Source organism: Nocardioides marmoribigeumensis (genome assembly GCF_031458325.1).
Taxonomy (GTDB): Bacteria; Actinomycetota; Actinomycetes; order Propionibacteriales; family Nocardioidaceae; genus Marmoricola_A; species Marmoricola_A marmoribigeumensis.
Map to the genome: position 1 here is coordinate 2,641,793 of NZ_JAVDYG010000001.1, position 23,532 is coordinate 2,665,324.

General features: G+C 71.3%; 29 protein-coding genes. 25 read left to right on the plus strand and 4 right to left on the minus strand.

What is annotated here, in order from left to right:
* The first annotated feature begins 2 nt into the window (after nucleotides 1-2).
* From rplB to J2S63_RS12725, 23 genes are all read left to right on the plus strand, one after another.
* Complete coding sequence (rplB, locus tag J2S63_RS12615) at nucleotides 3-836, plus strand: 50S ribosomal protein L2 (RefSeq protein ID WP_310302682.1); 834 nt, start codon at nucleotides 3-5, stop codon at nucleotides 834-836.
* A 31-nt stretch (nucleotides 837-867) separates the two neighbouring features.
* The gene (rpsS, locus tag J2S63_RS12620) at nucleotides 868-1,149 is read left to right on the plus strand and encodes a 30S ribosomal protein S19 (protein ID WP_310302685.1); all 282 of its coding nucleotides are present in this window, start codon (nucleotides 868-870) and stop codon (nucleotides 1,147-1,149) included.
* A 28-nt stretch (nucleotides 1,150-1,177) separates the two neighbouring features.
* Nucleotides 1,178-1,618 carry a 50S ribosomal protein L22 gene (rplV, locus tag J2S63_RS12625; RefSeq protein ID WP_310302688.1) on the plus strand — a complete coding sequence of 147 codons (441 nt, stop codon included), beginning with the start codon at nucleotides 1,178-1,180 and terminating at the stop codon, nucleotides 1,616-1,618.
* Nucleotides 1,618-2,472: a 30S ribosomal protein S3 gene (gene rpsC, locus J2S63_RS12630; protein WP_310302692.1), complete on the plus strand. Its 855-nt coding sequence runs from the start codon at nucleotides 1,618-1,620 to the stop codon at nucleotides 2,470-2,472. Before rplV ends, rpsC begins: the two co-directional genes overlap by 1 nt.
* Before the next feature lie 3 nt (nucleotides 2,473-2,475).
* Entirely contained in the window at nucleotides 2,476-2,895 is a 420-nt protein-coding gene (gene rplP / locus J2S63_RS12635) for a 50S ribosomal protein L16 (RefSeq protein ID WP_310302694.1), read from the plus strand.
* A complete protein-coding gene (gene rpmC, locus J2S63_RS12640; RefSeq protein ID WP_310302697.1) occupies nucleotides 2,895-3,128 on the plus strand; it encodes a 50S ribosomal protein L29 in 234 nt (77 codons plus the stop codon). Before rplP ends, rpmC begins: the two co-directional genes overlap by 1 nt.
* Nucleotides 3,125-3,418 (plus strand): 30S ribosomal protein S17, encoded by a 294-nt coding sequence (rpsQ, locus tag J2S63_RS12645; protein WP_310302700.1) that lies wholly within the window; start codon nucleotides 3,125-3,127, stop codon nucleotides 3,416-3,418. Before rpmC ends, rpsQ begins: the two co-directional genes overlap by 4 nt.
* Nucleotides 3,415-3,783 carry a 50S ribosomal protein L14 gene (gene rplN / locus J2S63_RS12650; protein WP_310302702.1) on the plus strand — a complete coding sequence of 123 codons (369 nt, stop codon included), beginning with the start codon at nucleotides 3,415-3,417 and terminating at the stop codon, nucleotides 3,781-3,783. Before rpsQ ends, rplN begins: the two co-directional genes overlap by 4 nt.
* Nucleotides 3,784-3,786: 3 nt before the next feature.
* Nucleotides 3,787-4,161: a 50S ribosomal protein L24 gene (gene rplX, locus J2S63_RS12655; protein ID WP_310302705.1), complete on the plus strand. Its 375-nt coding sequence runs from the start codon at nucleotides 3,787-3,789 to the stop codon at nucleotides 4,159-4,161.
* Between the two features lies 1 nt (nucleotide 4,162).
* A complete protein-coding gene (gene rplE / locus J2S63_RS12660) occupies nucleotides 4,163-4,744 on the plus strand; it encodes a 50S ribosomal protein L5 (RefSeq protein WP_310302708.1) in 582 nt (193 codons plus the stop codon).
* Nucleotides 4,744-4,929: a type Z 30S ribosomal protein S14 gene (locus J2S63_RS12665; protein ID WP_011757321.1), complete on the plus strand. Its 186-nt coding sequence runs from the start codon at nucleotides 4,744-4,746 to the stop codon at nucleotides 4,927-4,929. Before rplE ends, J2S63_RS12665 begins: the two co-directional genes overlap by 1 nt.
* Nucleotides 4,930-5,053: 124 nt before the next feature.
* Complete coding sequence (rpsH, locus tag J2S63_RS12670) at nucleotides 5,054-5,461, plus strand: 30S ribosomal protein S8 (protein WP_310302711.1); 408 nt, start codon at nucleotides 5,054-5,056, stop codon at nucleotides 5,459-5,461.
* A 28-nt stretch (nucleotides 5,462-5,489) separates the two neighbouring features.
* Nucleotides 5,490-6,032: a 50S ribosomal protein L6 gene (rplF, locus tag J2S63_RS12675; RefSeq protein ID WP_310302713.1), complete on the plus strand. Its 543-nt coding sequence runs from the start codon at nucleotides 5,490-5,492 to the stop codon at nucleotides 6,030-6,032.
* Between the two features lie 2 nt (nucleotides 6,033-6,034).
* A complete protein-coding gene (rplR, locus tag J2S63_RS12680; protein ID WP_310306689.1) occupies nucleotides 6,035-6,418 on the plus strand; it encodes a 50S ribosomal protein L18 in 384 nt (127 codons plus the stop codon).
* 22 nt (nucleotides 6,419-6,440) lie between these two features.
* Nucleotides 6,441-7,037 carry a 30S ribosomal protein S5 gene (gene rpsE, locus J2S63_RS12685; protein ID WP_310302717.1) on the plus strand — a complete coding sequence of 199 codons (597 nt, stop codon included), beginning with the start codon at nucleotides 6,441-6,443 and terminating at the stop codon, nucleotides 7,035-7,037.
* Entirely contained in the window at nucleotides 7,037-7,216 is a 180-nt protein-coding gene (rpmD, locus tag J2S63_RS12690; protein ID WP_374725114.1) for a 50S ribosomal protein L30, read from the plus strand. The genes rpsE and rpmD overlap by 1 nt, the downstream gene beginning before the upstream one ends.
* 1 nt (nucleotide 7,217) lies before the next feature.
* Nucleotides 7,218-7,679 carry a 50S ribosomal protein L15 gene (gene rplO / locus J2S63_RS12695; RefSeq protein WP_310302719.1) on the plus strand — a complete coding sequence of 154 codons (462 nt, stop codon included), beginning with the start codon at nucleotides 7,218-7,220 and terminating at the stop codon, nucleotides 7,677-7,679.
* Between the two features lie 120 nt (nucleotides 7,680-7,799).
* On the plus strand, nucleotides 7,800-9,092 hold the full coding sequence (gene secY, locus J2S63_RS12700) for a preprotein translocase subunit SecY (protein WP_310302723.1): 1,293 nt from the start codon (nucleotides 7,800-7,802) through the stop codon (nucleotides 9,090-9,092).
* Complete coding sequence (locus J2S63_RS12705) at nucleotides 9,092-9,664, plus strand: adenylate kinase (RefSeq protein WP_310302726.1); 573 nt, start codon at nucleotides 9,092-9,094, stop codon at nucleotides 9,662-9,664. The genes secY and J2S63_RS12705 overlap by 1 nt, the downstream gene beginning before the upstream one ends.
* A gap of 15 nt (nucleotides 9,665-9,679) precedes the next feature.
* Nucleotides 9,680-10,501, plus strand: coding sequence for a type I methionyl aminopeptidase (gene map / locus J2S63_RS12710; protein WP_310302729.1), 822 nt, complete (start codon nucleotides 9,680-9,682; stop codon nucleotides 10,499-10,501).
* Nucleotides 10,502-10,534: 33 nt separating this feature from the next.
* Nucleotides 10,535-11,911, plus strand: coding sequence for a cystathionine beta-synthase (locus tag J2S63_RS12715; RefSeq protein WP_310302733.1), 1,377 nt, complete (start codon nucleotides 10,535-10,537; stop codon nucleotides 11,909-11,911).
* 66 nt (nucleotides 11,912-11,977) lie between these two features.
* Nucleotides 11,978-15,469 carry an adenylate/guanylate cyclase domain-containing protein gene (locus J2S63_RS12720; protein WP_310302736.1) on the plus strand — a complete coding sequence of 1,164 codons (3,492 nt, stop codon included), beginning with the start codon at nucleotides 11,978-11,980 and terminating at the stop codon, nucleotides 15,467-15,469.
* Nucleotides 15,466-18,981, plus strand: a complete 3,516-nt coding sequence (locus tag J2S63_RS12725; RefSeq protein ID WP_310302739.1) for an adenylate/guanylate cyclase domain-containing protein — start codon at nucleotides 15,466-15,468, stop codon at nucleotides 18,979-18,981. Before J2S63_RS12720 ends, J2S63_RS12725 begins: the two co-directional genes overlap by 4 nt.
* Before the next feature lie 28 nt (nucleotides 18,982-19,009).
* Here the strand turns inward: J2S63_RS12725 and J2S63_RS12730 are convergent, their stop codons facing one another.
* The 4 genes from J2S63_RS12730 to msrA form a co-directional block, all read right to left on the minus strand.
* The gene (locus J2S63_RS12730) at nucleotides 19,010-19,348 is read right to left on the minus strand and encodes a YciI family protein (protein ID WP_310302742.1); all 339 of its coding nucleotides are present in this window, start codon (nucleotides 19,346-19,348) and stop codon (nucleotides 19,010-19,012) included.
* Between the two features lie 268 nt (nucleotides 19,349-19,616).
* Nucleotides 19,617-19,778 (minus strand): hypothetical protein, encoded by a 162-nt coding sequence (locus J2S63_RS12735; protein WP_310302745.1) that lies wholly within the window; start codon nucleotides 19,776-19,778, stop codon nucleotides 19,617-19,619.
* 7 nt (nucleotides 19,779-19,785) lie between these two features.
* Nucleotides 19,786-20,178: a hypothetical protein gene (locus J2S63_RS12740; RefSeq protein ID WP_310302748.1), complete on the minus strand. Its 393-nt coding sequence runs from the start codon at nucleotides 20,176-20,178 to the stop codon at nucleotides 19,786-19,788.
* A 65-nt stretch (nucleotides 20,179-20,243) separates the two neighbouring features.
* Nucleotides 20,244-20,891, minus strand: a complete 648-nt coding sequence (gene msrA / locus J2S63_RS12745) for a peptide-methionine (S)-S-oxide reductase MsrA (RefSeq protein ID WP_310302751.1) — start codon at nucleotides 20,889-20,891, stop codon at nucleotides 20,244-20,246.
* Between the two features lie 71 nt (nucleotides 20,892-20,962).
* Here msrA and J2S63_RS12750 point away from each other — a divergent pair, with 71 nt between their 5' ends.
* The gene (locus tag J2S63_RS12750) at nucleotides 20,963-22,123 is read left to right on the plus strand and encodes a cystathionine gamma-synthase (protein ID WP_310302754.1); all 1,161 of its coding nucleotides are present in this window, start codon (nucleotides 20,963-20,965) and stop codon (nucleotides 22,121-22,123) included.
* Between the two features lie 59 nt (nucleotides 22,124-22,182).
* On the plus strand, nucleotides 22,183-23,517 hold the full coding sequence (locus J2S63_RS12755; protein WP_310302757.1) for an AI-2E family transporter: 1,335 nt from the start codon (nucleotides 22,183-22,185) through the stop codon (nucleotides 23,515-23,517).
* Nucleotides 23,518-23,532: the final 15 nt, after the last annotated feature.

The following is a 23,532-nucleotide window of genomic DNA, read 5'->3' on the forward strand; positions in this document are numbered from 1 at the left end:
ACATGGGTATCCGTAAGTACAAGCCGACCACGCCGGGTCGTCGCGGCTCGTCCGTCGCCGACTTCGTGGAGATCACCCGGACCACGCCGGAGAAGTCGCTGCTGCGCCCCCTTCCCAAGAAGGGCGGCCGCAACAACCAGGGACGCATCACCACGCGTCACCAGGGTGGCGGCCACAAGCGTGCCTACCGCGTGATCGACTTCCGTCGCTACGACAAGGACGGCGTCCCCGCGAAGGTCGCGCACATCGAGTACGACCCCAACCGCACCGCGCGCATCGCGCTGCTGCACTACGCCGACGGCGAGAAGCGCTACATCGTGGCGCCGAAGGACCTGCGCCAGGGCATGACGGTCGAGGCCGGGGTCAAGGCCGACATCAAGCCGGGCAACAACCTGCCGCTGCGCAACATCCCCGTCGGCACGACGATCCACTGCGTCGAGCTCCGTCCCGGTGGCGGCGCCAAGATGGCCCGCTCGGCCGGCAACAGCGCCCAGCTGGTGGCCCGCGAGGGCTCCCGCGCGACGCTGCGCCTGCCCTCGGGCGAGATGCGGTTCGTCGACGTGCGCTGCCGCGCCACGATCGGTGAGGTCGGCAACGCCGAGCAGTCCAACATCAACTGGGGCAAGGCCGGCCGCATGCGCTGGAAGGGCCGTCGCCCCACCGTCCGTGGTGTCGTCATGAACCCGGTCGACCACCCGCACGGTGGTGGTGAGGGCAAGACCTCCGGTGGCCGCCACCCGGTGTCCCCCTGGGGCAAGCCCGAGGGCCGCACGCGTCGTCGCAAGGCTTCCGACGCCCAGATCATCCGTCGTCGCAAGTCCGGCAAGCGCCGCTGAGCTGGCCTCGAAAGCAGAGTAAGGACACAGCATGCCTCGCAGCCTGAAGAAGGGCCCCTTCGTCGACGACCACCTGCTCAAGAAGGTGGAAGCGCAGAACGAGAAGGGCACCCACAACGTGATCAAGACGTGGTCGCGCCGGTCGATGATCCTCCCCGAGATGATCGGGCACACCATCGCCGTGCACGACGGTCGCAAGCACGTCCCCGTCTTCGTCAGCGACTCCATGGTGGGCCACAAGCTGGGCGAGTTCGCCCCCACCCGGACCTACCGCGGACACGTCAAGGACGACCGGAAGAGCCGCCGCCGCTGAGCGCGGGGGCACAACGGAGAACACAGAGATGAGCACTATGCGCACCAACGAGCCGAGCGCGCGGCGCGAGAGCCTGCTGGGTGACCAGCCGGGCGCCTTCGCCCGCGCCCGCTACGTCCGCATCACGCCGCAGAAGGCACGTCGCGTCGTGGACATGGTCCGTGGGATGGACGTCGAGTCCGCCCTGGTCACCCTGCAGTTCGCGCCGCAGGCCGCGGCCGAGACCGTCGGCAAGATCCTGGCGAGCGCCGTGGCGAACGCCGAGACCACCGAGGGCCTCGACGCCGCGGACCTCGTCGTCTCGCAGGCGATGGTCGACGAGGGCCCGACGATGAAGCGCTGGCGTGCCCGCGCCCAGGGTCGTGCGTCGCGGATCAACAAGCGCACGAGCCACATCACCATCGTGGTCGCACCGGCCGGCACCGTCGCCGGCACGACCACCCAGGCTAAGAAGGGACGGAAGGCCTGATGGGTCAGAAGATCAACCCCAACGGGTTCCGCCTCGGCATCTCCACCGACCACCGCAGCCGCTGGTTCCCGCCGCGCGGGCAGTACAAGAGCTACGTGGGCGAGGACGTCGCGATCCGCAAGCTGCTGAGCAAGGGCATGGAGCGCGCCGGCATCTCCCGCGTGGAGATCGAGCGCACCCGTGACCGCGTGCGGGTGGACATCCACACCGCGCGGCCCGGCATCGTGATCGGTCGCCGTGGTGCGGAGGCCGACCGGATCCGTGGCGAGCTCGAGAAGCTCACCGGCAAGCAGGTGCAGCTCAACATCCTCGAGGTGAAGAACCCCGAGATCGACGCGCAGCTGGTCGCCCAGGGCGTCGCGGAGCAGCTGGCGGGCCGTGTGGCCTTCCGCCGCGCGATGCGCAAGGCGATGCAGACCTCGATGCGCTCCGGCGCCAAGGGTGTCCGCATCCAGTGCTCCGGCCGTCTCGGCGGCGCGGAGATGTCGCGCTCGGAGTTCTATCGCGAGGGTCGCGTCCCGCTGCACACGCTGCGTGCCGACATCGACTACGGCTTCTACGAGGCCAAGACCACCTTCGGTCGCATCGGCGTGAAGGTCTGGATCTACAAGGGCGAGGTCGCGGGCACCCGCGCCGAGCGCGAGGCGCAGGCCGCAGCGCGCGCCGGCGCCCCCGGCCGTGGCGGTCGTGGTGGCGGCGGTGGCCGTGGCGGCGAGCGTCCGACCCGTGGCAGCCGCGGCGGCGAGCGTCCGACCCGTGCGGGTCGCGAGGGTGCGCCGGCCGAGTCCACTGCTCCTGCTGAGACCGCGGCCGCTCCGGCCGAGGCCGCGGCGACGACCGGTGGGGAGGCCTGAGCCATGTTGATGCCCCGTAGGGTCAAGCACCGCAAGCAGCACCACCCCAACCGCCGTGGCGCGGCCAAGGGCGGCACCACGCTGGCGTTCGGCGACTTCGGCATCCAGGCGATCGAGGGTCACTACGTGACCAACCGCCAGATCGAGTCGGCCCGTATCGCCATGACCCGGCACATCAAGCGTGGCGGAAAGGTGTGGATCAACATCTACCCCGACCGCCCGCTGACCAAGAAGCCGGCCGAGACCCGCATGGGTTCCGGCAAGGGCTCGCCCGAGTGGTGGATCGCCAACGTCAAGCCCGGCCGCGTCATGTTCGAGCTGTCCGGCGTGTCGGAGGACGTGGCCCGCGAGGCCATGCGCCGCGCGATGCACAAGCTCCCGATGAAGTGCCGTTTCGTGTCACGTGAGGGTGGTGACTTCTGATGGCCAACAACTCCGTGAAGGCCCACGAGCTCGACGACATGAGCAACGTGGACCTGGAGACCAAGCTCCGCGAGGCCAAGGAGGAGCTGTTCAACCTCCGCTTCCAGTCGGCCACCGGCCAGCTGGAGAGCCACGGCCGGCTCCGGTCGGTCAAGCGCGACATCGCCCGCATCTACACCGTGGTGCGTGAGCGAGAGCTGGGGATCCGTCAGACGCCGGGCGGTGCGGCATGAGTGAGGGTACGAACGTGAGCACGACTGACTCGACCGAGGCTCGTCCGCCCCGCAAGGTGCGCACCGGTCTCGTGGTGAGCGACAAGATGGACAAGACCGTGGTCGTCCTGGTGGAGGACCGCGTCAAGCACGCGCTGTACGGCAAGGTCATGCGTCGCACCAGCAAGCTCAAGGCCCACGACGAGGCCAACGAGTGCGGTGCGGGTGACCGCGTGCAGATCATGGAGACCCGCCCGCTCTCGGCGACGAAGCGCTGGCGTGTCGTGCAGATCCTGGAGAAGGCGAAATGATCCAGCAGGAGTCGCGACTCAAGGTCGCCGACAACACGGGTGCCAAGGAGATCCTCTGCATCCGCGTGCTCGGTGGCTCGGGGCGCCGCTACGCCGGCATCGGCGACATCATCGTCGCCACGGTCAAGGACGCGATCCCCGGCGGCAACGTCAAGAAGGGCGACGTGGTCAAGGCCGTGGTCGTGCGCACCGTCAAGGAGCGCCGCCGTCCCGACGGTTCCTACATCCGATTCGACGAGAACGCCGCCGTGATCCTGAAGAACGACGGGGAGCCGCGAGGCACCCGCATCTTCGGTCCCGTCGGCCGTGAGCTGCGCGAGAAGAAGTTCATGAAGATCATCTCGCTCGCGCCGGAGGTGCTCTGACTCATGGGCCACAAGTCAGCCAAGAGCCTGAACATCAAGAAGGGCGACACCGTCAAGGTGATCGCCGGCAAGGACAAGGGCGCCGAGGGCAAGGTCATCGCGGTCGACCGCGAGACCGGCCGCGTCGTCGTCGAGGGCGTCAACCTCGTCAAGCAGCACACCAAGGTGCTCCAGCAGGGCGGCCGCGCGGGCAACACCGGCGGCATCGTCACCAGGGAGGCCGCGATCCACGTGTCCAACGTGATGCTGGTCGCCGGCAAGAACACCACCCGGGTGGGCTTCAAGCGGGTCGACGTCGACAAGCGCCGGCCGGACGGCTCGACGTACACCGCCCAGCGCAGCGTCCGCGTGTCGCGCAAGTCCGGTGAGGAGATCTGAGATGACCGACACCGCCACCGAGCAGTCGACGCGCACCGCGCCCCGGCTCAAGCAGAAGTACCGCGAGGAGATCCTCCCGGCCCTGCACCAGCAGTTCGGCCACGCCAACGTCATGCAGGTGCCCGGCCTGACCAAGATCGTGGTCAACATGGGTGTCGGCGAGGCTGCTCGTGACTCCAAGCTGATCGAGGGTGCGGTCCGCGACCTGACCCAGATCACCGGCCAGAAGCCGCAGGTCACCAAGGCCCGCAAGTCCATCGCGCAGTTCAAGCTGCGCGAGGGCATGCCGATCGGCGCGCACGTCACGCTGCGCGGCGACCGCATGTGGGAGTTCCTGGACCGTCTCCTGTCGCTCGCGCTGCCCCGCATCCGCGACTTCCGCGGCCTCTCGGACCGGCAGTTCGACGGCCAGGGCAACTACACCTTCGGTCTCACCGAGCAGGTCATGTTCCACGAGATCGACCAGGACCGGATCGACCGCTCCCGCGGCATGGACATCACCGTGGTCACCACCGCGACCAACGACGACGAGGGTCGTGCGCTGCTCAAGGCGCTGGGCTTCCCGTTCAAGGAGAACAACTGATGGCGAAGACTGCCCTCAAGGTCAAGGCCGCCCGCAAGCCCAAGTTCGCGGTGCGCGGCTACACCCGCTGCCAGCGCTGCGGCCGCCCCAAGGCCGTCTACCGCAAGTTCGGCCTGTGCCGGATCTGCCTGCGCGAGATGGCCCACCGCGGCGAGCTGCCCGGTGTGACCAAGTCCAGCTGGTGAACCTCCGGGGGCTGCGCCCCCGGAAACCCCCGATCCCTGGCCGCGTTCGCGAGAACCGGCCGCGAAGCACGAGAAGTCGTAGGTCCCTGACGGGAAACCACGACGAGAAAGGACCTTCGGTCCCATGACGATGACCGACCCGATCGCAGACATGCTCACGCGTCTGCGCAACGCCAACCAGGCGTACCACGACTCCGTGACGATGCCCTACAGCAAGCTGAAGCAGGGCGTCGCGGAGATCCTGCAGCAGGAGGGCTACATCACCTCCTTCGACGTGCAGGACGCCCCCGAGGGTGCCGTCGGCAAGACGCTGACCCTGACCCTCAAGTACGGCCCGACCCGTGAGCGCTCGATCGCCGGCATCCGCCGGATCAGCAAGCCCGGCCTGCGCGTCTACGCCAAGGCCAGCGGCCTGCCCAAGGTCCTCGGCGGCCTCGGCATCGCGATCATCTCCACCAGCCAGGGCCTGCTGACCGACCGCCAGGCCAACCAGAAGGGCGTGGGTGGGGAAGTCCTCGCCTACGTCTGGTGACGACGGACTGAGAGAGGAGAAGCAGAACATGTCGCGTATTGGCAAGCTCCCCATCCCGGTCCCCTCCGGTGTCGAGGTCACCCTCGAGGACCGTCAGGTCACGGTGAAGGGCCCCAAGGGCACGCTCACCCACACGGTCGTGCGACCGATCACGGTGGCGAAGAACGACGACGGCACCGTGGCGGTGTCGCGTCCCGACGACGAGCGCGAGTCCCGTGCCCGTCACGGCCTGACCCGCACGCTCATCGCCAACATGGTGACCGGTGTGACCGAGGGCTACGAGAAGAAGCTCGAGATCGTGGGCGTGGGCTACCGCGTCCTGTCCAAGGGTCCGACCCAGCTGGAGTTCCAGCTCGGCTACTCGCACCCGATCATCTTCGACGCCCCCGAGGGCATCACGTTCGCCGTCGAGAGCCCGACCAAGCTCGGGGTCGCCGGCATCGACAAGCAGCTGGTCGGTGAGGTCGCGGCCAACATCCGCAAGCTGCGCAAGCCCGAGCCCTACAAGGGCAAGGGCGTCCGCTACGCCGGCGAGGTCGTGCGGCGCAAGGTCGGAAAGGCTGGTAAGTGACGATGGCCATCTCGCTCAAGCAGGGCAAGCACACCCGGGGCCGCGTGGCCTCGCGGCTGCGCCGCCAGGTCCGGGGACGCAAGCGCCTCTCCGGCACCGCCGAGCGGCCGCGCCTGGTCGTCACCCGCTCGTCGAAGCACATCACCGCACAGGTGGTCGACGACGGTGTCGGCCGCACCCTGGCCTACGCCAGCACCATGGAGGCCGACCTGCGCGGCTTCGAGGGTGACAAGTCGGCGAAGGCCAAGAAGGTCGGCGAGCTCGTCGCCGAGCGGGCCAAGTCGGCCGGCATCGAGGGCGTGGTCTTCGACCGCGCCGGCAACAAGTACCACGGCCGCGTCGCGGCCCTCGCCGACGGCGCCCGCGAGGGCGGCCTCGCGTTCTGACGCGAAGGAAGGACGAACAATCATGAGCGGATCCCAGCGCCGTACCGGTGGTGGTGACCGTCGCGGTGGTCGTGACGACCGACGCGGAGGTCAGGCCCCCGACAAGAACGCCTACATCGAGCGGGTCGTCGCGATCAACCGCGTCGCCAAGGTCGTCAAGGGCGGTCGACGCTTCAGCTTCACCGCCCTGGTGATCGTCGGCGACGGTGACGGCATGGTCGGCGTCGGCTACGGCAAGGCCAAGGAGGTGCCGGCCGCCATCGCCAAGGGCGTGGAGGAGGCCAAGAAGGCCTTCTTCCGTGTGCCCCGCATCCAGGGCACCATCCCGCACCCGGTGCAGGGCGAGAAGGCCGCCGGCGTCGTGCTCCTGCGACCGGCCGCCCCCGGTACCGGTGTCATCGCCGGTGGTCCGGTGCGCGCCGTCCTGGAGTGCGCCGGCATCCACGACGTGCTGAGCAAGTCGCTCGGCTCGTCCAACCAGATCAACATCGTGCACGCGACCGTCGCGGCCCTCAAGGGCCTCGAGGAGCCGGAGGCCGTCGCCGCTCGCCGCGGGCTGCCGGTCGAGCGCGTCGCCCCGGCCGCGCTGCTCAAGGCACGCGAGGAGGCGAAGGCCTGATGGCTCTCCAGGTCAAGCAGACCCGTTCGTCGATCGGCTGCAAGCAGAACCAGCGCGACACCCTGCGCTCGCTCGGCTTGAAGCGGATCGGTGACGTGGTCACCAAGGAGGACCGTCCCGAGATCCGGGGCATGGTCCACACCGTGCGTCACCTCGTGACCGTCGAGGAGGTCGACTGACATGGCTGACAACACCAGCCCCAAGCCGCTCAAGCTGCACCACCTGCGGCCCGCCCCCGGTGCCAAGACCGCGAAGACCCGTGTGGGTCGCGGTGAGGCCTCCAAGGGCAAGACCGCGGGTCGTGGCACCAAGGGCACCAAGGCCCGCTACCAGGTGCCGGCGTCCTTCGAGGGTGGCCAGATGCCGCTCCACATGCGCCTGCCCAAGCTCAAGGGCTTCAAGAACCCGTTCAAGGTCGAGTTCCAGGTCGTCAACCTGGACCGCCTGAGCGCGCTCTACCCCGACGGTGGCGAGGTCACCGTGGACAGCCTGGTCGCCAAGGGCGCCGTCCGTGACGGGCACCCCGTCAAGGTCCTCGGCACCGGCGAGATCACCTCGGCGGTCCAGGTGACCGCCCATGCGTTCTCGGCCTCGGCCAAGGACAAGATCGAGGCCGCCGGCGGCTCCGCCACCGCGCTCTGACCTCGTCCGACCCAGTCGACACAGGGGCCGGTCGCTCTCTTCGCGTACACCCGAAGGGAGCGCCCGAGCCCCTGTTAGGCTTCCCGGGGCCGTGTGAGCCCGTAAAGAAATGAGGACCTGGTGCTAGGCGCATTCGTGAACGCGTTCCGCACGCCTGACCTCCGGCGCAAGCTGTTGTTCGTCATCGGGATCATCGTGATCTTCCGGGTCGGCTCGCAGCTCCCGTCGCCGGGCGTCAACGTCGCGAACGTCCGGGAGTGCGTCTCCCAGGTCGAGAACGACGGCATCTACGGGTTGGTCAACCTGTTCTCGGGTGGAGCGCTGCTCCAGCTCACCGTGTTCGCGCTGGGGATCATGCCCTACATCACCGCGAGCATCATCCTGCAGCTGCTCGTCGTGGTGATCCCGCGGCTCGAGGCCCTCAAGAACGAGGGGCAGGCCGGCCAGACCAAGATCACCCAGTACACCCGCTACCTCACGCTCGCCCTGGCGATCCTCCAGGCGACCGGCATCGTGGCGCTGGCCCGCGCGGGGCAGCTGCTCCAGTGCGACCAGGACCTGCTCTACAAGAACAACATCCAGACCATGATCATCATGGTCGTCACGATGACCGCGGGCACCGCCGTCATCATGTGGCTCGGCGAGCTCATCACCGACCGCGGCATCGGCAACGGCATGTCGATCCTGATCTTCACCCAGGTCGTCGCGACCTTCCCCGCCTCCCTCTGGGCGCTGCAGCAGCGCAAGGGCTGGGGCGTGTTCGCCATGGTCGTGGTGATCGGCCTGATCATCATGGCGGCCGTCATCTTCATGGAGCAGGGCCAGCGCCGCATCCCGGTGCAGTACGCCAAGCGCATGGTGGGCCGGCGCATGTACGGCGGCTCGTCGACGTACATCCCGCTCAAGGTCAACCAGGCCGGCATCATCCCGGTCATCTTCGCCTCGAGCCTGCTCTACCTCCCGGCCCTGGCGACCCAGTTCGACCGCAGCCAGACCAGCCCGATCACGCAGTGGATCGGCGGCCACCTGGTCAAGGGCGACCACCCGATCTACATGCTGATCTTCTTCGGGCTGATCGTCTTCTTCACCTACTTCTACGTCGCGATCACGTTCAACCCCGTCGAGGTCGCCGACAACATGAAGAAGTACGGCGGCTTCATCCCCGGGATCCGGGCAGGCAAGCCGACCGAGGAGTACCTCAACTACGTCCTGTCCCGGATCACCCTTCCCGGAGCGACGTACCTCGGTCTCATCGCTCTCATCCCGCTCATCGCGCTCGCGGTGGTCGGTGCGAACCAGAACTTCCCCTTCGGTGGCACCTCGATCCTCATCATGGTCGGTGTCGCGCTGGACACGGTGAAGCAGATCGAGAGCCAGCTCCAGCAGCGCAACTACGAAGGGTTCCTCCGCTGATGCGACTCATCCTCATGGGCCCCCCGGGGGCGGGCAAGGGCACGCAGGCCAAGGTCATCGCGACCCACTTCTCGATCCCTGCGATCTCGACCGGTGACATCTTCCGCGCCAACGTGGCCGGACGCACCGAGCTCGGCCGTGAGGCACAGCGCTACATGGACGCCGGGGAGTACGTCCCCGACGAGGTCACCAACGCGATGGTGCGCGACCGGCTCGGCCTGCCGGACTGCCGTCCGGGCTTCCTGCTCGACGGCTACCCCCGCACGCTGGCCCAGGTCGACGAGCTCGACGGGATGCTCAAGGACCTCGACGTCGCGCTCGACGCGGTGGTCGTGCTGACCGCCGACCTGGACGAGCTGGTCGCGCGGCTGCTGCAGCGCGCCCACGTCGAGGGCCGGGCCGACGACACCGAGGAGGTCATCCGTCGGCGCCAGGAGGTCTACGCCGAGCAGACCGAGCCGCTGATCAAGGTCTACGAGGAGCGCGGCATGGTGGTCTCGGTGGACGGCATGGGCGAGATCGACGTGGTCTCCCACCGCATCTTCAACGAGCTCGAGCAGCTCACCGCCTGACCCGGCGCGGCACGCGTGTGGGGTGACCGCGGGATCGAGCTCAAGACTCCCGCCCAGATCGAGCAGATGCGTCCTGCGGGGCTGCTGGTCGCGCAGACGCTGGCGGCCCTGCGCGACGCCGTACGCCCCGGGGTGAGCACCGCCGAGCTGGACGCCCTGGCGGAGTCGACCATCCGCGGTGCCGGCGGCGTGCCGTCGTTCAAGGGCTACAGCGAGCCGCCGTTCCCCGCCACGATCTGTGCCTCGGTCAACGACGAGGTGGTCCACGGCATCCCGGGCAACCGGGTGCTGCAGGACGGCGACGTCATCTCGATCGACTGCGGGGCGGTCGTCGACGGCTGGCACGGCGACGCGGCGGTGTCCGTGCCCGTCGGCAAGGTCGCCCCAGCCGTGGAGGAGCTGCTCCGGGTCACCGAGGACGCCCTGTGGGCCGGCATCGCGGCGTTCCGGGCCGGGGCGCGGGTCGGCGACATCTCCCACGCGGTGGAGACCCACGTGCGCGCGCAGGGAGCCTACGGCGTCGTCGAGGACTACACCGGTCACGGGATCGGCAGCGCGATGCACATGCCGCCGGACGTGCCCAACGTCGGCCGGCCACGGCGCGGCCCGCGGCTCGTCCCCGGCCTGGCGCTGGCGATCGAGCCGATGGTCGTCCTCGGCAGCCCCCGCACCGCGCTGCTCGACGACGAGTGGACCGTCGTCACCGCCGACGGGTCCTGGGCGGCTCACGCCGAGCACACCTGCGCGCTCACCGAGGACGGCGTCTGGGTGCTCACCGCGCTCGACGGCGGGGCCGAGCGGCTCGGCGCCCTCGGCGTGCCCTGCGCCGCCGAGTGAGCGGCGCTGCGGGCGTTTCCTAGACTCGCGGACGTGGACTACGCGGACTCGATCCTGGACCTCGTCGGCAACACCCCCCTCGTGCGGCTGCGGCACGTCGCGCCCCAGGAGGGGCCGCTCGTGCTGGCGAAGGTGGAGTACCTCAACCCCGGCGGGTCGGTGAAGGACCGGATCGCCACCCGCATGATCGACGCCGCCGAGGCCTCCGGCGAGCTGAGGCCGGGCGGCACCATCGTCGAGCCGACGTCGGGCAACACCGGCGTCGGGCTCGCGATGGTCGCCCAGCAGCGCGGCTACACGTGCGTCTTCGTCTGCCCGGACAAGGTCAGCGAGGACAAGCAGAACGTCCTGCGGGCGTACGGCGCCGAGGTGGTCGTCGCGCCGACCGCGCTGCCCCCGGAGCACCCGGACTCCTACTACAACGTCTCCGACCGGCTGGTCCGCGAGATCGAGGGAGCCTGGAAGCCCGACCAGTACTCCAACCCCCACAACCCGCGCTCGCACTACGAGGACACCGGCCCGGAGATCTGGCGGCAGACCGACGGGCGGATCACCCACTTCGTCGCCGGCGTCGGCACCGGCGGCACGATCTCGGGCACGGGTCGCTTCCTCAAGGAGCAGAACCCCGAGGTGAAGGTCGTCGGCGCCGACCCGGAGGGGTCGGTCTACTCCGGCGGCACGGGTCGGCCCTACCTGGTCGAGGGCGTCGGCGAGGACTTCTGGCCCGACGCCTACGACCGCGACGTCGCCGACCGGATCATCGAGGTCTCGGACGCCGACTCGTTCGCCATGACCCGCCGCCTCGCCCGCGAGGAGGGGCTGCTGGTCGGCGGCTCGAGCGGCATGGCCGTGCACGCCGCCGTACGCCTGGCCGAGGAGCTGGCGGGCACCGAGGAGGGCAAGGACGCCGTCATCGTCGTGCTGATGCCCGACTCCGGCCGCGGCTACCTCGCCAAGGTGTTCAGCGACGAGTGGCTGGGGCGCTACGGCTTCCTCGGGGACACCGGCGGCAAGACCGTCGGCGAGGTGCTGAGGGGCAAGGACGGGCGCCTGCCCGACCTGGTGCACACCCACCCGCAGGAGACGATCGCCGAGGCGATCGCGATCCTCCAGGAGTACGGCGTCTCGCAGATGCCGGTCGTCCGCGCCGAGCCCCCGATCGTCGCGGCCGAGGTGGCCGGGTCGGTCTCGGAGCGGGCCCTGCTGGACGCGTTGTTCCACCACGAGGCGCGGCTCAACGACCCGGTGGAGAAGCACATGGACCAGCCGCTGCCGTCGGTCGGCGCGAGCGCCCCGGTCGAGGAGGCGATGGACCTGCTGACCGGCGCGGACGCGCTGCTGGTGCAGGAGGACGGCAAGCCGGTCGGTGTGGTGACTCGGCAGGACCTGCTCGCGTTCCTGGCCCGCTGACCTCGGGAAAGGTCATGATGTCCCCAGTGGCCGCGGGGTGACCGCGGCCTGAGCCTGGGGGTCGGGATGGTCAGGTGCACGGCGTGCGGCACGGAGTGCCCGTCCGGCACGAAGTTCTGCGGCGAGTGCGGCGCGCGGCTGGCCCCGGCCGCGTGCTCGGCGTGCGGGACCACGCTGGCGCCCGGGGTGAAGTTCTGCGGCGAGTGCGGGGCCCCGGTGGCCGCCGGCGCCGCGCGTGAGCCGATGGCCGCCCCGGTCGCGTCGCGACGGGTGACCAGCGTGCTGTTCGGCGACCTGGTCGGGTTCACGACCTTGTCGGAGTCGCGTGACCAGGAGGAGGTGCGCGAGCTCCTCGGGCGCTACTTCGACGAGTGCCGCACGATCGTCGGGCACTACGGCGGCACGGTGGAGAAGTTCATCGGTGACGCGGTCATGGCGGTGTGGGGGGTGCCGACGGCCTACGAGGACGACGCGGAGCGGGCGGTGCGGGCCGGTCTCGAGATGACCGCCCGGGTCGCGGCCCTGGGCTCCGACCTGCGGCTCGACGGTCTGGCGATGCGCGTGGGCGTGGTCACCGGCGAGGTCGCGGTGACCGTCGGAGCGACGGGGCAGGGCATGGTGGCGGGCGACCCGGTCAACACCGCGGCCCGCGTCCAGTCGGTCGCGGGGCCGGGACAGGTCTGGGTCGACGAGACGACGCGGCTGCTCACGTCGTCGTCGATCAGCTACGTCGACGCCGGCTCGCACGCGCTCAAGGGCAAGGCCGAGCCGGTGCCGCTGTGGTCGGTGCGCGCGGTCGTCGCCGCGAGCGGAGGTGCCCAGCGGGCCGACGGGCTCGAGGCGCCGCTGGTCGGCCGGGACCGCGAGCTGCGGCTGCTCAAGGAGCACTTCCACGCGACGCTGGAGTCCGGTCGCCCCCAGCTCACGCTCGTCAGCTCCGAGCCCGGTGTCGGCAAGAGCCGCCTGGGCTGGGAGTTCTTCAAGTACGTCGACGGGCTGAGCACGACCGTCCGCTGGAACGAGGGCCGCTGCCTGGCGTACGGCGAGGGGGTCGCCTACTCCGCCCTCGCCGACATCGTGCGCGCCCGGCTGCGCGTGCCGCTCGAGGAGGACGACGGCGACCCGGGCCCGGAGCGCCTGCTCTCCGACGGCCTGTCGGCCTACGTCCCGGACGCCGACGAGCGGGCCTGGCTGCGCCCGCGGCTGGCGACCCTGCTCGGCGTACCCGGTGGGGACGCGTTCGCCCGCGAGGACCTGTTCACGGCCTGGACGGCGTTCTTCGAGCGGGTCGCGGCCGACTCGTCCGGCCTGGTGCTCGTGCTCGACGACGCGCAGTACGCCGACGACGGGCTCGTGCTGTTCCTCGAGCACCTCCTGGCCACGGCGTCGTTCCCGTGCTTCGTCCTCGCGCTCGCGCGGCCCGCCCTGCTCGAGGCCCAGCCCGGTCTCCCGGCCAACCGGCGCGTGACGGTCCTGCACCTGGACACCCTGAGCGCCGCGGACCTCGCCCTCCTCGTCGAGGGGCTGGTGGCCGGCGTCCCCGACCCGGTGCGGGACGGCCTGGTCGCCCGGGCCGACGGCGTGCCGCTGTTCGCGGTCGAGACGGTCCGCTCGTTGATCGACCGCGACCTGGTGGTGCCGCGAGGAGGGCAGTACGTCCTCGCCACCGAGGACGTCGACCTCGACGGGATCGGCGCGCCGGCCTCGTTGCAGGCCCTGGTCAGCGCCCGGCTCGACACCCTGTCCAGCGAGCAGCGGCGGGTGGTCGAGATGGGCAGCGTGCTGGGCACGACCTTCCGACGCGACGAGCTCGCGGTGCTCTGCCCGGGGGTCGACCTGGACGAGGCGCTCCCCGCCCTCGTGCGCACGCAGATCCTCGACGTGGAGTCCAGCCGGCTGTCCGCCGAGCACGGCCACTTCCGTTTCGTGCAGGACGTCGTGCGCCAGGTGGCCTACGGGTCGCTCTCGCGGCGTGACCGCAGGGCCGCCCACCTCGCCGTCGTCGCGCTGCTGGAGCAGGACGCCCGCGAGGAGATCGCCCCGATCCTGGCGCAGCACTACCTCGACGCCGCGGACTCCCTCCCCGACGCCGACGACGCCGAGCAGCTCACCCGGCTGGCCGTGGAGCACCTGCGCCGGGCCGCCACCCGCGCCGGCTCCCTGGGGGCCACCGGGGAGGCGGTGGCCCATCTCAAGGTCGCGCTGCGGCACGCGGGGGAGGGTCGCGAGACCGCCGAGGTGCAGTCTGCGCTCGCGGAGGCGCTCTTCGCCGTCGGCTCGTCCGCCGAGGCGATCACGTTGGCGGTGGCTGCCGGTGAGCACTTCGAGGAGGTCGGTGACCCCGTCGCCGCCGGCTACGCGGCGAGCCTGCACGCACTCCTGCTCAACAACCAGCTCAACGCCTCGGACGGGCTGACGATCGCGCTGCCGCACTGGGAGCGGCTCAAGGGGCGCGACGACGCCGACGCCACGCTGCTGCGCCTGGGCACCGCCATCCACTACGCGCAGCGTTCCCTCGGGCTGGACACCCGCGACGTGGTCGAGGAGATGCTGCGGATCAGCCTGGTGACGGGGGGCAACGACCTGGTCATCGGGCTCCAGGCGCTCTGCACCTACTTCATCGGCCGCGACCTCACGCCGCTCGCCGCTCCGCTGAGCGGGATGGCCGTGGAGGTCGCGCGGTCGACCGGGCGCACGGACACGCTGGCCCGGGCCCTGGTGAACAAGGTCATCCTCGACATGACCGAGCACCTGCCCACCGCGCTCCGGACCGCTGAGGAGGGCTCCGCCGCGAGCCGGCTCGGGGGGTTCGCGAGCCTGCGAGCGGTCGCGTTGATCAACACGATGACCGTGCGCTTCAACCTGGGCGCCTGGGACGAGCTGCCCCGCGCGGACGACGAGGAGCTGGTCGAGCTGGGCGAGCAGTACGAGTTCCTCGGCCCGATGGCCGGGTGCGTCCGGGGTCTCGTCGACCGGGCGTCCGGCCGGCCGGTGGTCGCGCCCTGGCCGGACGAGCCGCCGGTCATCGACGAGGACGAGACGATGGCCTGGGTGCGCATGTGCGAGGCGCTCCTGGCCCAGGACGCCGGCCAGGACGAGCGTGCGGTGACCCTGGCCGTCGAGTCCTGCCGGCTGATCAGCGTGCTGGGCCTCGGCGACGACTTCCCCTTCCTGTTCGCCGCGGCGTGCGAGGTCGTGGTGGCCGCGGGCTCGGGTCACGAGGCGCTCCTGGAGCTGATCGGCAGCCGGCGCATGCTCCTGCCCCGGGCCCTCCGCGGCCATCGCGCCTGGCTCCAGGGCGCGTGGGAGCTGCACGCGGGGCGTCCCGTGGAGGCGGAGCTCGCGCTGCGCGAGGCCCTGGAGCACCACCGTGCCTGGGAGTCACCGGTCCACGTCGCCCGGTCCGAGTCCCTGCTGGCGGTGGCCCTCCACCAGCAGGGCCGCGTCGAGGAGGCCGCGGAGGCCGCCGCCTCGGCAGGCGTCGTGCTGGACCGGCTCGGTGCCACCGCCTGGGCGAGCGAGCTCGACCCGGCGGTCCTCGGAGGTGTGGCGCGATGAACCGGTGCACTGCCTGCGGGGTCGAGACCCCGGCAGGGGCGAGGTTCTGCCCGGAGTGCGGCACCCCGACGACCCCTCCCGGATGCGCGTCCTGCGGCAGCGCCCTCACCCCGGGAGCGAAGTTCTGCGCGGAGTGCGGCACCCCGGTCGCCGGCGCGACACCCGTCGTACCCCGCGTCGAGGGCAACGGCCCGGTCGCCGCCCGTCGCGTCACCAGCGTGCTCTTCGGCGACCTGGTCGGCTTCACGGCGCTGTCGGAGTCGCGTGACCAGGAGGAGGTCCGCGAGCTGCTGAGCCGCTACTTCGACGAGTGCCGCACGATCGTGGGCCACTACGACGGCATGGTCGAGAAGTTCATCGGCGACGCGGTCATGGCGGTGTGGGGCGTGCCGACGGCCTACGAGGACGACGCCGAGCGGGCCGTCCGGGCCGGTCTCGAGATGACCGCCCGGGTCGCCGCGCTGGGGGCCGACCTCGGCGTCGAGGGCCTGTCCATGCGCGTGGGCGTGGTCACCGGCGAGGTCGCGGTGACCGTCGGCGCCACGGGTCAGGGCATGGTCGCCGGCGACCCGGTCAACACCGCGGCCCGCGTCCAGGCGGTCGCCGGTCCGGGCCAGGTCTGGGTCGACGAGACGACGCGGCTGCTCACGTCGTCGTCGATCACCTACGTCGACGCCGGGTCGCACGCGCTCAAGGGCAAGGCCGAGCCGGTGCCGCTGTGGTCGGTGCGTGCGGTCGTCGCCGCCCGCGGCGGGTCCCAGCGGGCCGACGGCCTCGAGGCGCCGCTGACCGGCCGTGACCGCGAGCTGCGGCTGCTCAAGGAGCACTTCCACGCCACGCTCGAGTCCGGGCGTCCCCAGCTCGCCCTGGTCAGCGCGGAGCCCGGTGTCGGCAAGAGCCGCCTGGGCTGGGAGTTCTTCAAGTACGTCGACGGGCTGAGCACGACGGTGACGTGGAACGAGGGCCGCTGCCTGGCGTACGGCGAGGGGGTCGCCTACTCCGCGCTCGCCGACATGGTGCGCGCCCGGCTGCGCCAGCCGCTCGGCGACGACGAGGCCGACCCGAGCTCGGAGCGGCTGCTCGCCGACGGCCTCACGGCGTACGTCCCCGATGCCGAGGAGCAGGCGTGGCTGCGTCCGCGGCTGGCGACGCTCCTCGGGGTCCCGGGCGGTGACTCGTTCGCCCGTGAGGACCTCTTCACCGCGTGGACCGGGTTCTTCGAGCGGGTGGCGGCCGACTCCGCGGGCCTGGTGCTGGTGCTCGACGACGCGCAGTACGCCGATGACGGGCTGGTGCTGTTCCTCGAGCACCTGCTGTCCACCGCGTCGTTCCCCTGCTTCGTGCTCGCCCTCGCACGGCCGGCGCTGCTCGAGGCCCACCCGGGTCTCGCGACCAACCGGCGGGTGACGGTCCTGCACCTGGACACCCTCAGCGACCGTGACATGACGCTGCTGGTGGAGGGGCTCGTGGCGGGCATCCCGGCCGGGGTGCGCGACGGCCTCGTCGCCCGAGCGGACGGCGTCCCGCTCTTCGCGGTCGAGACGGTCCGCTCGCTGATCGACCGCGACCTGGTCGTGCCGCGCGGCGGGCAGTACGTCCTCGCCGGCGACGAGGTGGACCTCGACGCCATCGGGGCCCCCGCCTCCCTGCAGGCCCTCGTGGGGGCCCGCCTGGACACCCTCTCACCGGAGCAGCGCCGGGTCGTGGAGATGGGCAGCGTGCTCGGGGCGACCTTCCGCCGCGAGGAGCTGCAGGTGCTGTGCCCGGGCGTGGACCTCGACCAGGTCCTGCCGGCGCTGGTGCGCACGCAGATCCTCGACCTCGAGGCGAGCCGGCTGTCGGCCGAGCACGGGCAGTACGGCTTCGTGCAGGACGTGGTGCGGCAGGTGGCCTACGGCTCGCTGTCGCGGCGCGACCGCAAGGCCGCCCACCTCGCCGTGGTCGCCCTGCTGGAGTCCGAGACCGAGTCGACCGCCGAGCTGGCCCCGATCCTCGCCCAGCACTACCTCGACGCCGCCGAGGCCGTGGCCGGCGACGAGGACGCGGCCGAGCTCACCCACCAGGCGGTCACGCACCTGCGCCGCGCGGCCTCGCGCGCCCGGGACCTGGGCGCCAGCGGCGAGTCGGTGGCCCACATGCGTCGTGCCCGCGAGCACGCGGTCCCCGGCCGCGAGGCGGCGGAGGTGGAGGCCGAGCTGGCGACGAGCCTGACCAGGGCGGGAGTCATCGGCGAGGCGGTGGAGCACGCCACGCGCGCCGTCGCCGCCTTCGAGGACCTCGGCGACGTCGTGGCGGCGGGCCTCGCGGTCGGCACGCTCGCGCAGGCGCTCAACAACCAGCCGAACCCCGTCGCGACCCTCGAGGTGGCGGAGCCGCACTGGGAGCGCCTGCTCGAGCGTGAGGACGCCGACGAGGCGTTGCTCGAGATCGCCCCGCCCCTGCTGTTCGCGCGCCGCGCCCTCGGGCTGGACTACCGCGAGATCGCGGAGACCCAGGTGCGCATCTCCTCCGCGACCGGTGGACGGGACCTGTCGGTGGGCCTGCAGTCGCTCAGCGCCTACTACATGGGCCGCGACCTCCCTGCCGTCGCGACCCCGCTCGCCGCGCGGGCCGTCGAGGTGGCGCGCACCGAGGGCAGGCCCGACAACCTGAGCCGAGGCCTCATGCAGCAGGTGATCCTCGAGATGACCGAGGACCTCCCGTCGGCCTCCGGCATCTCCGCGGAGATGGCGTCGGTGGCCCGGCAGACCGGCTTCCGGACCTACCAGGTCGTGGCCGAGGTCAACTCCCTCAGCATCGGGTTCCACCTCGGTGAGTGGAGCGAGCCGATCGGCCACGCCCGCCACGTGGAGATGTGCGAGCAGTTCCCGTTCTTCGCCCCGATGATGTCGGCGTTCCGGGGGCTGCGCTCCCGGGCGGTGCGAGGCCTCTTCGAGGCGCCGTGGGAGGGGACCACGACGGACTTCGACGAGGACGAGACGATGGCCTGGGTCCGGCTCTGCGAGGCGTTCACGGCCGCGGACCGGGCTGATCCGGAGAGGTCCGTCGACCTCGCCATCGAGGCGTGCCGCCTGATGAGTGTGATCGGCTTCGGCGACGACTTCCCGACCGTCTTCCAGGGTGCGTGCGAGCTGGTGCTGGAGGCAGGGCTCCCCACCGGGCACTCCGACCTGCTGGCGCTCGGGGGCGGACCACGTGTGGCCGTGCCGCGGGCGCTGCGCGGGCACCGCGCTCGGCTCCGCGGTGCCTGGCAGGCCCGCTACGGCGACGACCAGGTCGAGGCCGAGCTGCGCCTGCGCGAGGCGATGGAGCACTACGAGGCGTGGGGCTCACCGGTCCACCTCGCCCGCACCCGGGCCGACCTCGCCCTCACCCTCGCCCGGCAGGGGAGGGCCGAGGAGGCCGAGGAGGCGCGCTCGCTGGCGCGGGCGACGTACGAGCAGCTGGGCGCGGCGGCCTGGCTGCTCCAGCTCGAGCAGCAGGACGTCCGGCAGGCGCGTGCGGGGGGCTAGTCGTCCTCGGCCCGGCGTCGGGGGCGCCCTACTTGAAGCGCCGCACCTCGTGCGGCCAGCCGCAGGCCTCGGAGATCCTGCCCGCCCAGTGCTTGGCGGTCTCGTCGTCGGGGACGTCGACCAGGGCGAAGCCGCCCAGCCACTCCTTGGTCTCGGCGTAGGGACCGTCGGTCACGACTGTCTCCCCGGACGTCGGGTCGGCGTGCGCGAGCGGGGGCGCCTCCTCGAGGCCGCCGGCGACGACGTACACCCCGGCTTCCTTCATCTCCTCGACGCACGCCCTGGCCGGTGCGGCGCGGCTCGCGAACCACTCCTCGGAGTGGTCACCCACCCACTGCTGGTTGAAGTAGAGGAGGTACTGGGGCATCGGTGCTCCTTCGGCCGCGGCGGACCCGGTGCCCGCCCTCACTCACGCTACGAACGGGGACCGACGGACACGACAGGCGGCGCGAGGAATCTCAGGAACGCGTGGCGACCAGCTCGACGAGGTCGACCAGGCCCGAGGTGACCACGCGGCTCAGCCCTCGGTGAGGAAGGGGACCCCGTGGTGGCGTGGCAGCGGTAGCCGTGGGGGTTCCTGGCGAGGTACTGCTGGGGGGACCGAGAACTGCGCGCAGTTCGCCGAGCCCCTGAGATCATGCGCGCTGAGCGCCTGCCGCCGAGAAGTCCCCGCGGGCGTTGGCGATCGCGAGGAGCGAGGCAGGCGGTTCCTCCCCGCGTTCCAGCATGCGGCGGACCTTCATCTGAGCGGCCTTGACCTCGGCAGGGGAGACGAAGGTCTCGCTCCGCCCAGGCACGCGACGATCAACCATCGTCGGCCACCTCCACGTCGTAGTTCCCGCTTTCGTCAGGGTACTCCTCGACCACGGCTGTGGCATCGGACAGCACGGCGTCGAGCACGCCGTCGAGGATGCCCTGGTCCTCGGGTTGGAGCATGGCGGGCTTGGAATGGTCGAGCGCATCGAGCACTGATACCGCCAGGAGGCGCTCGTCGTCGCTCGTTGCCGTGGCCTTGTCCGCAGCCCAGCGCAAGATACGCATGGTCTCCTCCCGCCGGCGCCACTGGTCGAGCTGCTTCGCTGCCTTTCGCGAGCCGGCCAGCCATGCAGCCAGCACGGCGGATGCCCCTGCAATGAGTGCCGGAACGACTGTCAGCACCACAACCAGCCACACCGGCAGCTGAGTGGTCTCCTTCACGTCCGCGAACGTATCGAGACGTGCCGACAATCGGGCCCGCGGTCGTGCCCCGACTCCAAGCCGGCTCAGCCCTCGGTGGGGAACGGGACTCCCGTGGTGGCGTGGCAGCGGTAGCCGTGGGGGTTCTTGGCGAGGTACTGCTGGTGGTGGTCCTCGGCGTAGTAGTACGGCGGCGCCGGCGCGACCTCGGTGGTGATCGGGTCGTAGCCGCGGCGGGCGAGCTCCTCGCCGTAGACCTTGGTCAGTCGCTCGGCGACCTCGACCTGCTCGGGGGTGGTGGTGTAGATCGCGGAGCGGTACTGCGTGCCGACGTCGTTGCCCTGGCGCATGCCCTGCGTGGGGTCGTGGACCTCGAAGAACGTCTTGACCAGCGTCGCGTAGTCGACCTTCGTGGGGTCGTAGACCACGCGGACCGCCTCGGTGTGGCCGGTGCGGCCCGAGCAGACCTCCTCGTAGGACGGGTGGGGGGTCTCGCCGCCGGCGTAGCCCACCGAGGTGGACCAGACGCCGGGGACCTGCCAGTAGATCTCCTCCGCGCCCCAGAAGCAGCCGAGGCCGAACACGGCGACCTCGAGGCCCTCGGGGACCTCGTCGGTGACCAGCGGGGTGCCGAGCACCAGGTGGCGCTCGGAGAGGTGGAAGGGGCGCTCGGGGCGGCCGGCGAGGGCCTCACCCGGCGCCGGGAGGGTCGCAGCGCGGCGCGAGAAGAGCATGGTGGTCCCTTCGAGGTGGACGGGGGTTCCCCTCCAGTTTCCCGCTCCGGTCAAGCGGCTACGGTCGGAGGATGAGCGACGAGCACCCCCCCGAGCTGGGTTTCGAGTCCCGTGCGATCCACGTCGGCTCCGAGCCCGACGCCGCGACCGGCAGCGTGATCCCGCCGATCTACGCCACCAGCACCTACAAGCAGGACGGTGTGGGAGGGCTGCGCGGCGGCTACGAGTACTCCCGCAGCGGCAACCCGACCCGCACCGCCCTGGAGCGCTGCCTGGCCAGCCTCGAGGGCGGGAGCCACGGGTTCGCGTTCGCCAGCGGCCTCGCGGCCGAGGACACGCTGCTCCGCACGATCTGCCGCCCGGGGGACCACGTCGTCGTACCCGATGACGCCTACGGCGGCACCTACCGGCTGGTCGACCAGGTCGAGCGGCCGTGGGGGCTGGAGCACTCCACCGCGCCGGTCAGCGACCCCGAGGCCGTCGCAGCCGCGATCCGGCCGGGGGAGACCAGGGCGGTGTGGGTCGAGACCCCGACCAACCCGCTGCTCAACATCGCCGACCTCGCGGCCCTGGCCGAGGTCGCCCACGACGCGGGCGCGCTGCTGGTGGTCGACAACACCTTCGCCTCGTCCTACCTCCAGCAGCCGATCTCGCACGGCGCCGACGTCGTCCTCCACAGCACCACGAAGTACGCCGGCGGGCACAGCGACGTGGTCGGCGGTGCCCTGGTGGTCCACGACGAGCAGCTGGCCGAGCGCATCGGCTTCCACCAGAACGCCATGGGCGCCGTGGCCGGTCCGTTCGACTCCTGGCTCGTGCTGCGCGGCCTCAAGACCCTCGCCCTGCGGATGGAGCGCCACTGCGACAACGCCGAGGCGGTGGTGCGGTTCCTCGAGCAGCACCCCGGGGTGGGCGAGGTGTTCTACCCCGGCCGCTCGGGCCACCCGGGCCACGAGGTCGCGGCGCGCCAGATGAAGCGGTTCGGCGGCATCGTGTCGTTCCGGGTCAAGGCGGGCGAGCAGGCCGCGGTCGACCTGTGCGGGCGCACGCAGGTGTGGACCCTGGGAGAGTCGCTCGGCGGGGTCGAGTCGCTGATCGAGCACCCGGGCCGGATGACCCACGCCTCGGTGAGCGGCACCGAGCTGGAGGTGCCCGCCGACCTGGTGCGCCTCAGCGTGGGGGTCGAGACCGTCGACGACCTGCTGGTCGACCTCGAGCAGGCGCTGGGCTGAGGACCCCCGCCCGCGGCAAGGGTGGGTCGGGACGTGGCCGGTGTCCCTAGAGTGAGCGGATGACCGGGAGCGAGGACGAGCCGCAGGACGGCGAGGGCGTCGAGGGACCGCCGGAGCAGCGTTCGCGCCGCCGGGGACGGCGCGGCGCCGGCGAGGAGTCCGCTCACGACCGCCTCGTGCGCGCCCAGGCCTGGGCGGCGCACCTGGCCGAGCAGCGCGCCCGCCACCGCGCCGAGCTGGCGCAGGTCCAGCTCCGCCCGGTCGTGACCGGCGGGGCCTCGAACTTCACCCGGGCCCAGGTGCCCTACGGCGTCGACCTCGCCGCGGCCTGGTCGTGGCGGCTCCTGGTCATCATCGGCGCGGCCGGCGTGCTGCTGTGGATGGTGGGGCACGTCACGCTGGTCCTGGTCCCGGTGTTCGCTGCGCTCTTCGTGGCCGCCCTGGCCGCCCCCGTCGTCGCGGTCATGGCCCGCGTCCTGCCCCGAGGACTCTCGACGCTGCTGGTCGTCGTGACGCTGGTCGGCGCGGTGGTGCTCATGCTCGTGTTCGCGACCCAGCAGGTCGTCCAGGGCGCCAACGACCTGGCCGACCAGGTGGTCACCGCTCTCGACCAGATCCGCACCTGGCTGCAGGACGGGCCACTGCACGCCACCGACAAGCAGATCGACGACTCGATCAAGTCGATGCAGGACCTCGTGCTGTCGTCCAACAAGCAGCTGGCCGGCCGCGTCCAGGAGGTCGGCACCGCGATCAGCCACGTCGTCGCGGCGTTCTTCATCGCGCTGTTCTCGACCTACTTCTTCCTCGCCGACGGCGACCGGATCTGGCTGTGGGTGGTCCGGCTGTTCCCTCGTGCCGCCCGCGGGCGGGCCGACGCCTCCGGACGAGTGGCCTGGCTGAGCCTGACCCAGTACGTCCGGGCGACGGTGCTCGTCGCCGCCACCGACGCGATCGGCATCATGATCGTCGCCGCGGTCCTCAAGGTGCCCTTCGTGATGGCGATCGGCGTCCTGGTGTTCCTCGGCTCCTTCGTGCCGCTGGTCGGCTCGACGGTCTCCGGCTCGGTCGCGGTGCTGGTCGCGCTCGTCGACCAGGGCCCCTTCGTGGCGCTGCTCATGACCGCGGGCGTCATCGGCGTCCAGCAGCTCGAGGCCCATGTGCTGCAGCCGTTCCTGCTCGGCCGCATGGTCGCCGTGCACCCGCTCGGGGTCATCCTGGCGGTCGCCTGCGGCATCGTGGTCGCCGGCATCCTGGGCGCGCTGCTCGCCGTCCCCCTCGTCGCCTGCGCGAACGCCGTGGTCACCTACCTCGCCGCCGAGCCACCACCACCGTCGGTCACCGCGGGCTCACTGGTCAGCACCGAGGACGAGGTGGCCGAGGACCCGGGCCGCTGAGGGGTCCTATCGTGT

Coding starts and splice junctions, on each gene's coding strand:
- rplX (WP_310302705.1), top strand. CDS start 3,787: ATGGGCCACAAGTCAGCCAAGAGCCTGAACATCAAGAAGGGCGACACC.
- msrA (WP_310302751.1), bottom strand. CDS start 20,891: ATGCTCTTCTCGCGCCGCGCTGCGACCCTCCCGGCGCCGGGTGAGGCC.
- rplR (WP_310306689.1), top strand. CDS start 6,035: ATGGCCATCTCGCTCAAGCAGGGCAAGCACACCCGGGGCCGCGTGGCC.
- rplB (WP_310302682.1), top strand. CDS start 3: ATGGGTATCCGTAAGTACAAGCCGACCACGCCGGGTCGTCGCGGCTCG.
- J2S63_RS12750 (WP_310302754.1), top strand. CDS start 20,963: ATGAGCGACGAGCACCCCCCCGAGCTGGGTTTCGAGTCCCGTGCGATC.
- rpsS (WP_310302685.1), top strand. CDS start 868: ATGCCTCGCAGCCTGAAGAAGGGCCCCTTCGTCGACGACCACCTGCTC.
- J2S63_RS12730 (WP_310302742.1), bottom strand. CDS start 19,348: ATGCCCCAGTACCTCCTCTACTTCAACCAGCAGTGGGTGGGTGACCAC.
- J2S63_RS12725 (WP_310302739.1), top strand. CDS start 15,466: ATGAACCGGTGCACTGCCTGCGGGGTCGAGACCCCGGCAGGGGCGAGG.
- J2S63_RS12720 (WP_310302736.1), top strand. CDS start 11,978: ATGGTCAGGTGCACGGCGTGCGGCACGGAGTGCCCGTCCGGCACGAAG.
- rplE (WP_310302708.1), top strand. CDS start 4,163: ATGACCGACACCGCCACCGAGCAGTCGACGCGCACCGCGCCCCGGCTC.
- rplF (WP_310302713.1), top strand. CDS start 5,490: ATGTCGCGTATTGGCAAGCTCCCCATCCCGGTCCCCTCCGGTGTCGAG.
- J2S63_RS12705 (WP_310302726.1), top strand. CDS start 9,092: ATGCGACTCATCCTCATGGGCCCCCCGGGGGCGGGCAAGGGCACGCAG.
- rplP (WP_310302694.1), top strand. CDS start 2,476: ATGTTGATGCCCCGTAGGGTCAAGCACCGCAAGCAGCACCACCCCAAC.
- rplV (WP_310302688.1), top strand. CDS start 1,178: ATGAGCACTATGCGCACCAACGAGCCGAGCGCGCGGCGCGAGAGCCTG.
- rpmD (WP_374725114.1), top strand. CDS start 7,037: ATGGCTCTCCAGGTCAAGCAGACCCGTTCGTCGATCGGCTGCAAGCAG.
- rpmC (WP_310302697.1), top strand. CDS start 2,895: ATGGCCAACAACTCCGTGAAGGCCCACGAGCTCGACGACATGAGCAAC.
- rplN (WP_310302702.1), top strand. CDS start 3,415: ATGATCCAGCAGGAGTCGCGACTCAAGGTCGCCGACAACACGGGTGCC.
- rplO (WP_310302719.1), top strand. CDS start 7,218: ATGGCTGACAACACCAGCCCCAAGCCGCTCAAGCTGCACCACCTGCGG.
- rpsH (WP_310302711.1), top strand. CDS start 5,054: ATGACGATGACCGACCCGATCGCAGACATGCTCACGCGTCTGCGCAAC.
- J2S63_RS12755 (WP_310302757.1), top strand. CDS start 22,183: ATGACCGGGAGCGAGGACGAGCCGCAGGACGGCGAGGGCGTCGAGGGA.
- J2S63_RS12665 (WP_011757321.1), top strand. CDS start 4,744: ATGGCGAAGACTGCCCTCAAGGTCAAGGCCGCCCGCAAGCCCAAGTTC.
- rpsQ (WP_310302700.1), top strand. CDS start 3,125: ATGAGTGAGGGTACGAACGTGAGCACGACTGACTCGACCGAGGCTCGT.
- rpsC (WP_310302692.1), top strand. CDS start 1,618: ATGGGTCAGAAGATCAACCCCAACGGGTTCCGCCTCGGCATCTCCACC.
- rpsE (WP_310302717.1), top strand. CDS start 6,441: ATGAGCGGATCCCAGCGCCGTACCGGTGGTGGTGACCGTCGCGGTGGT.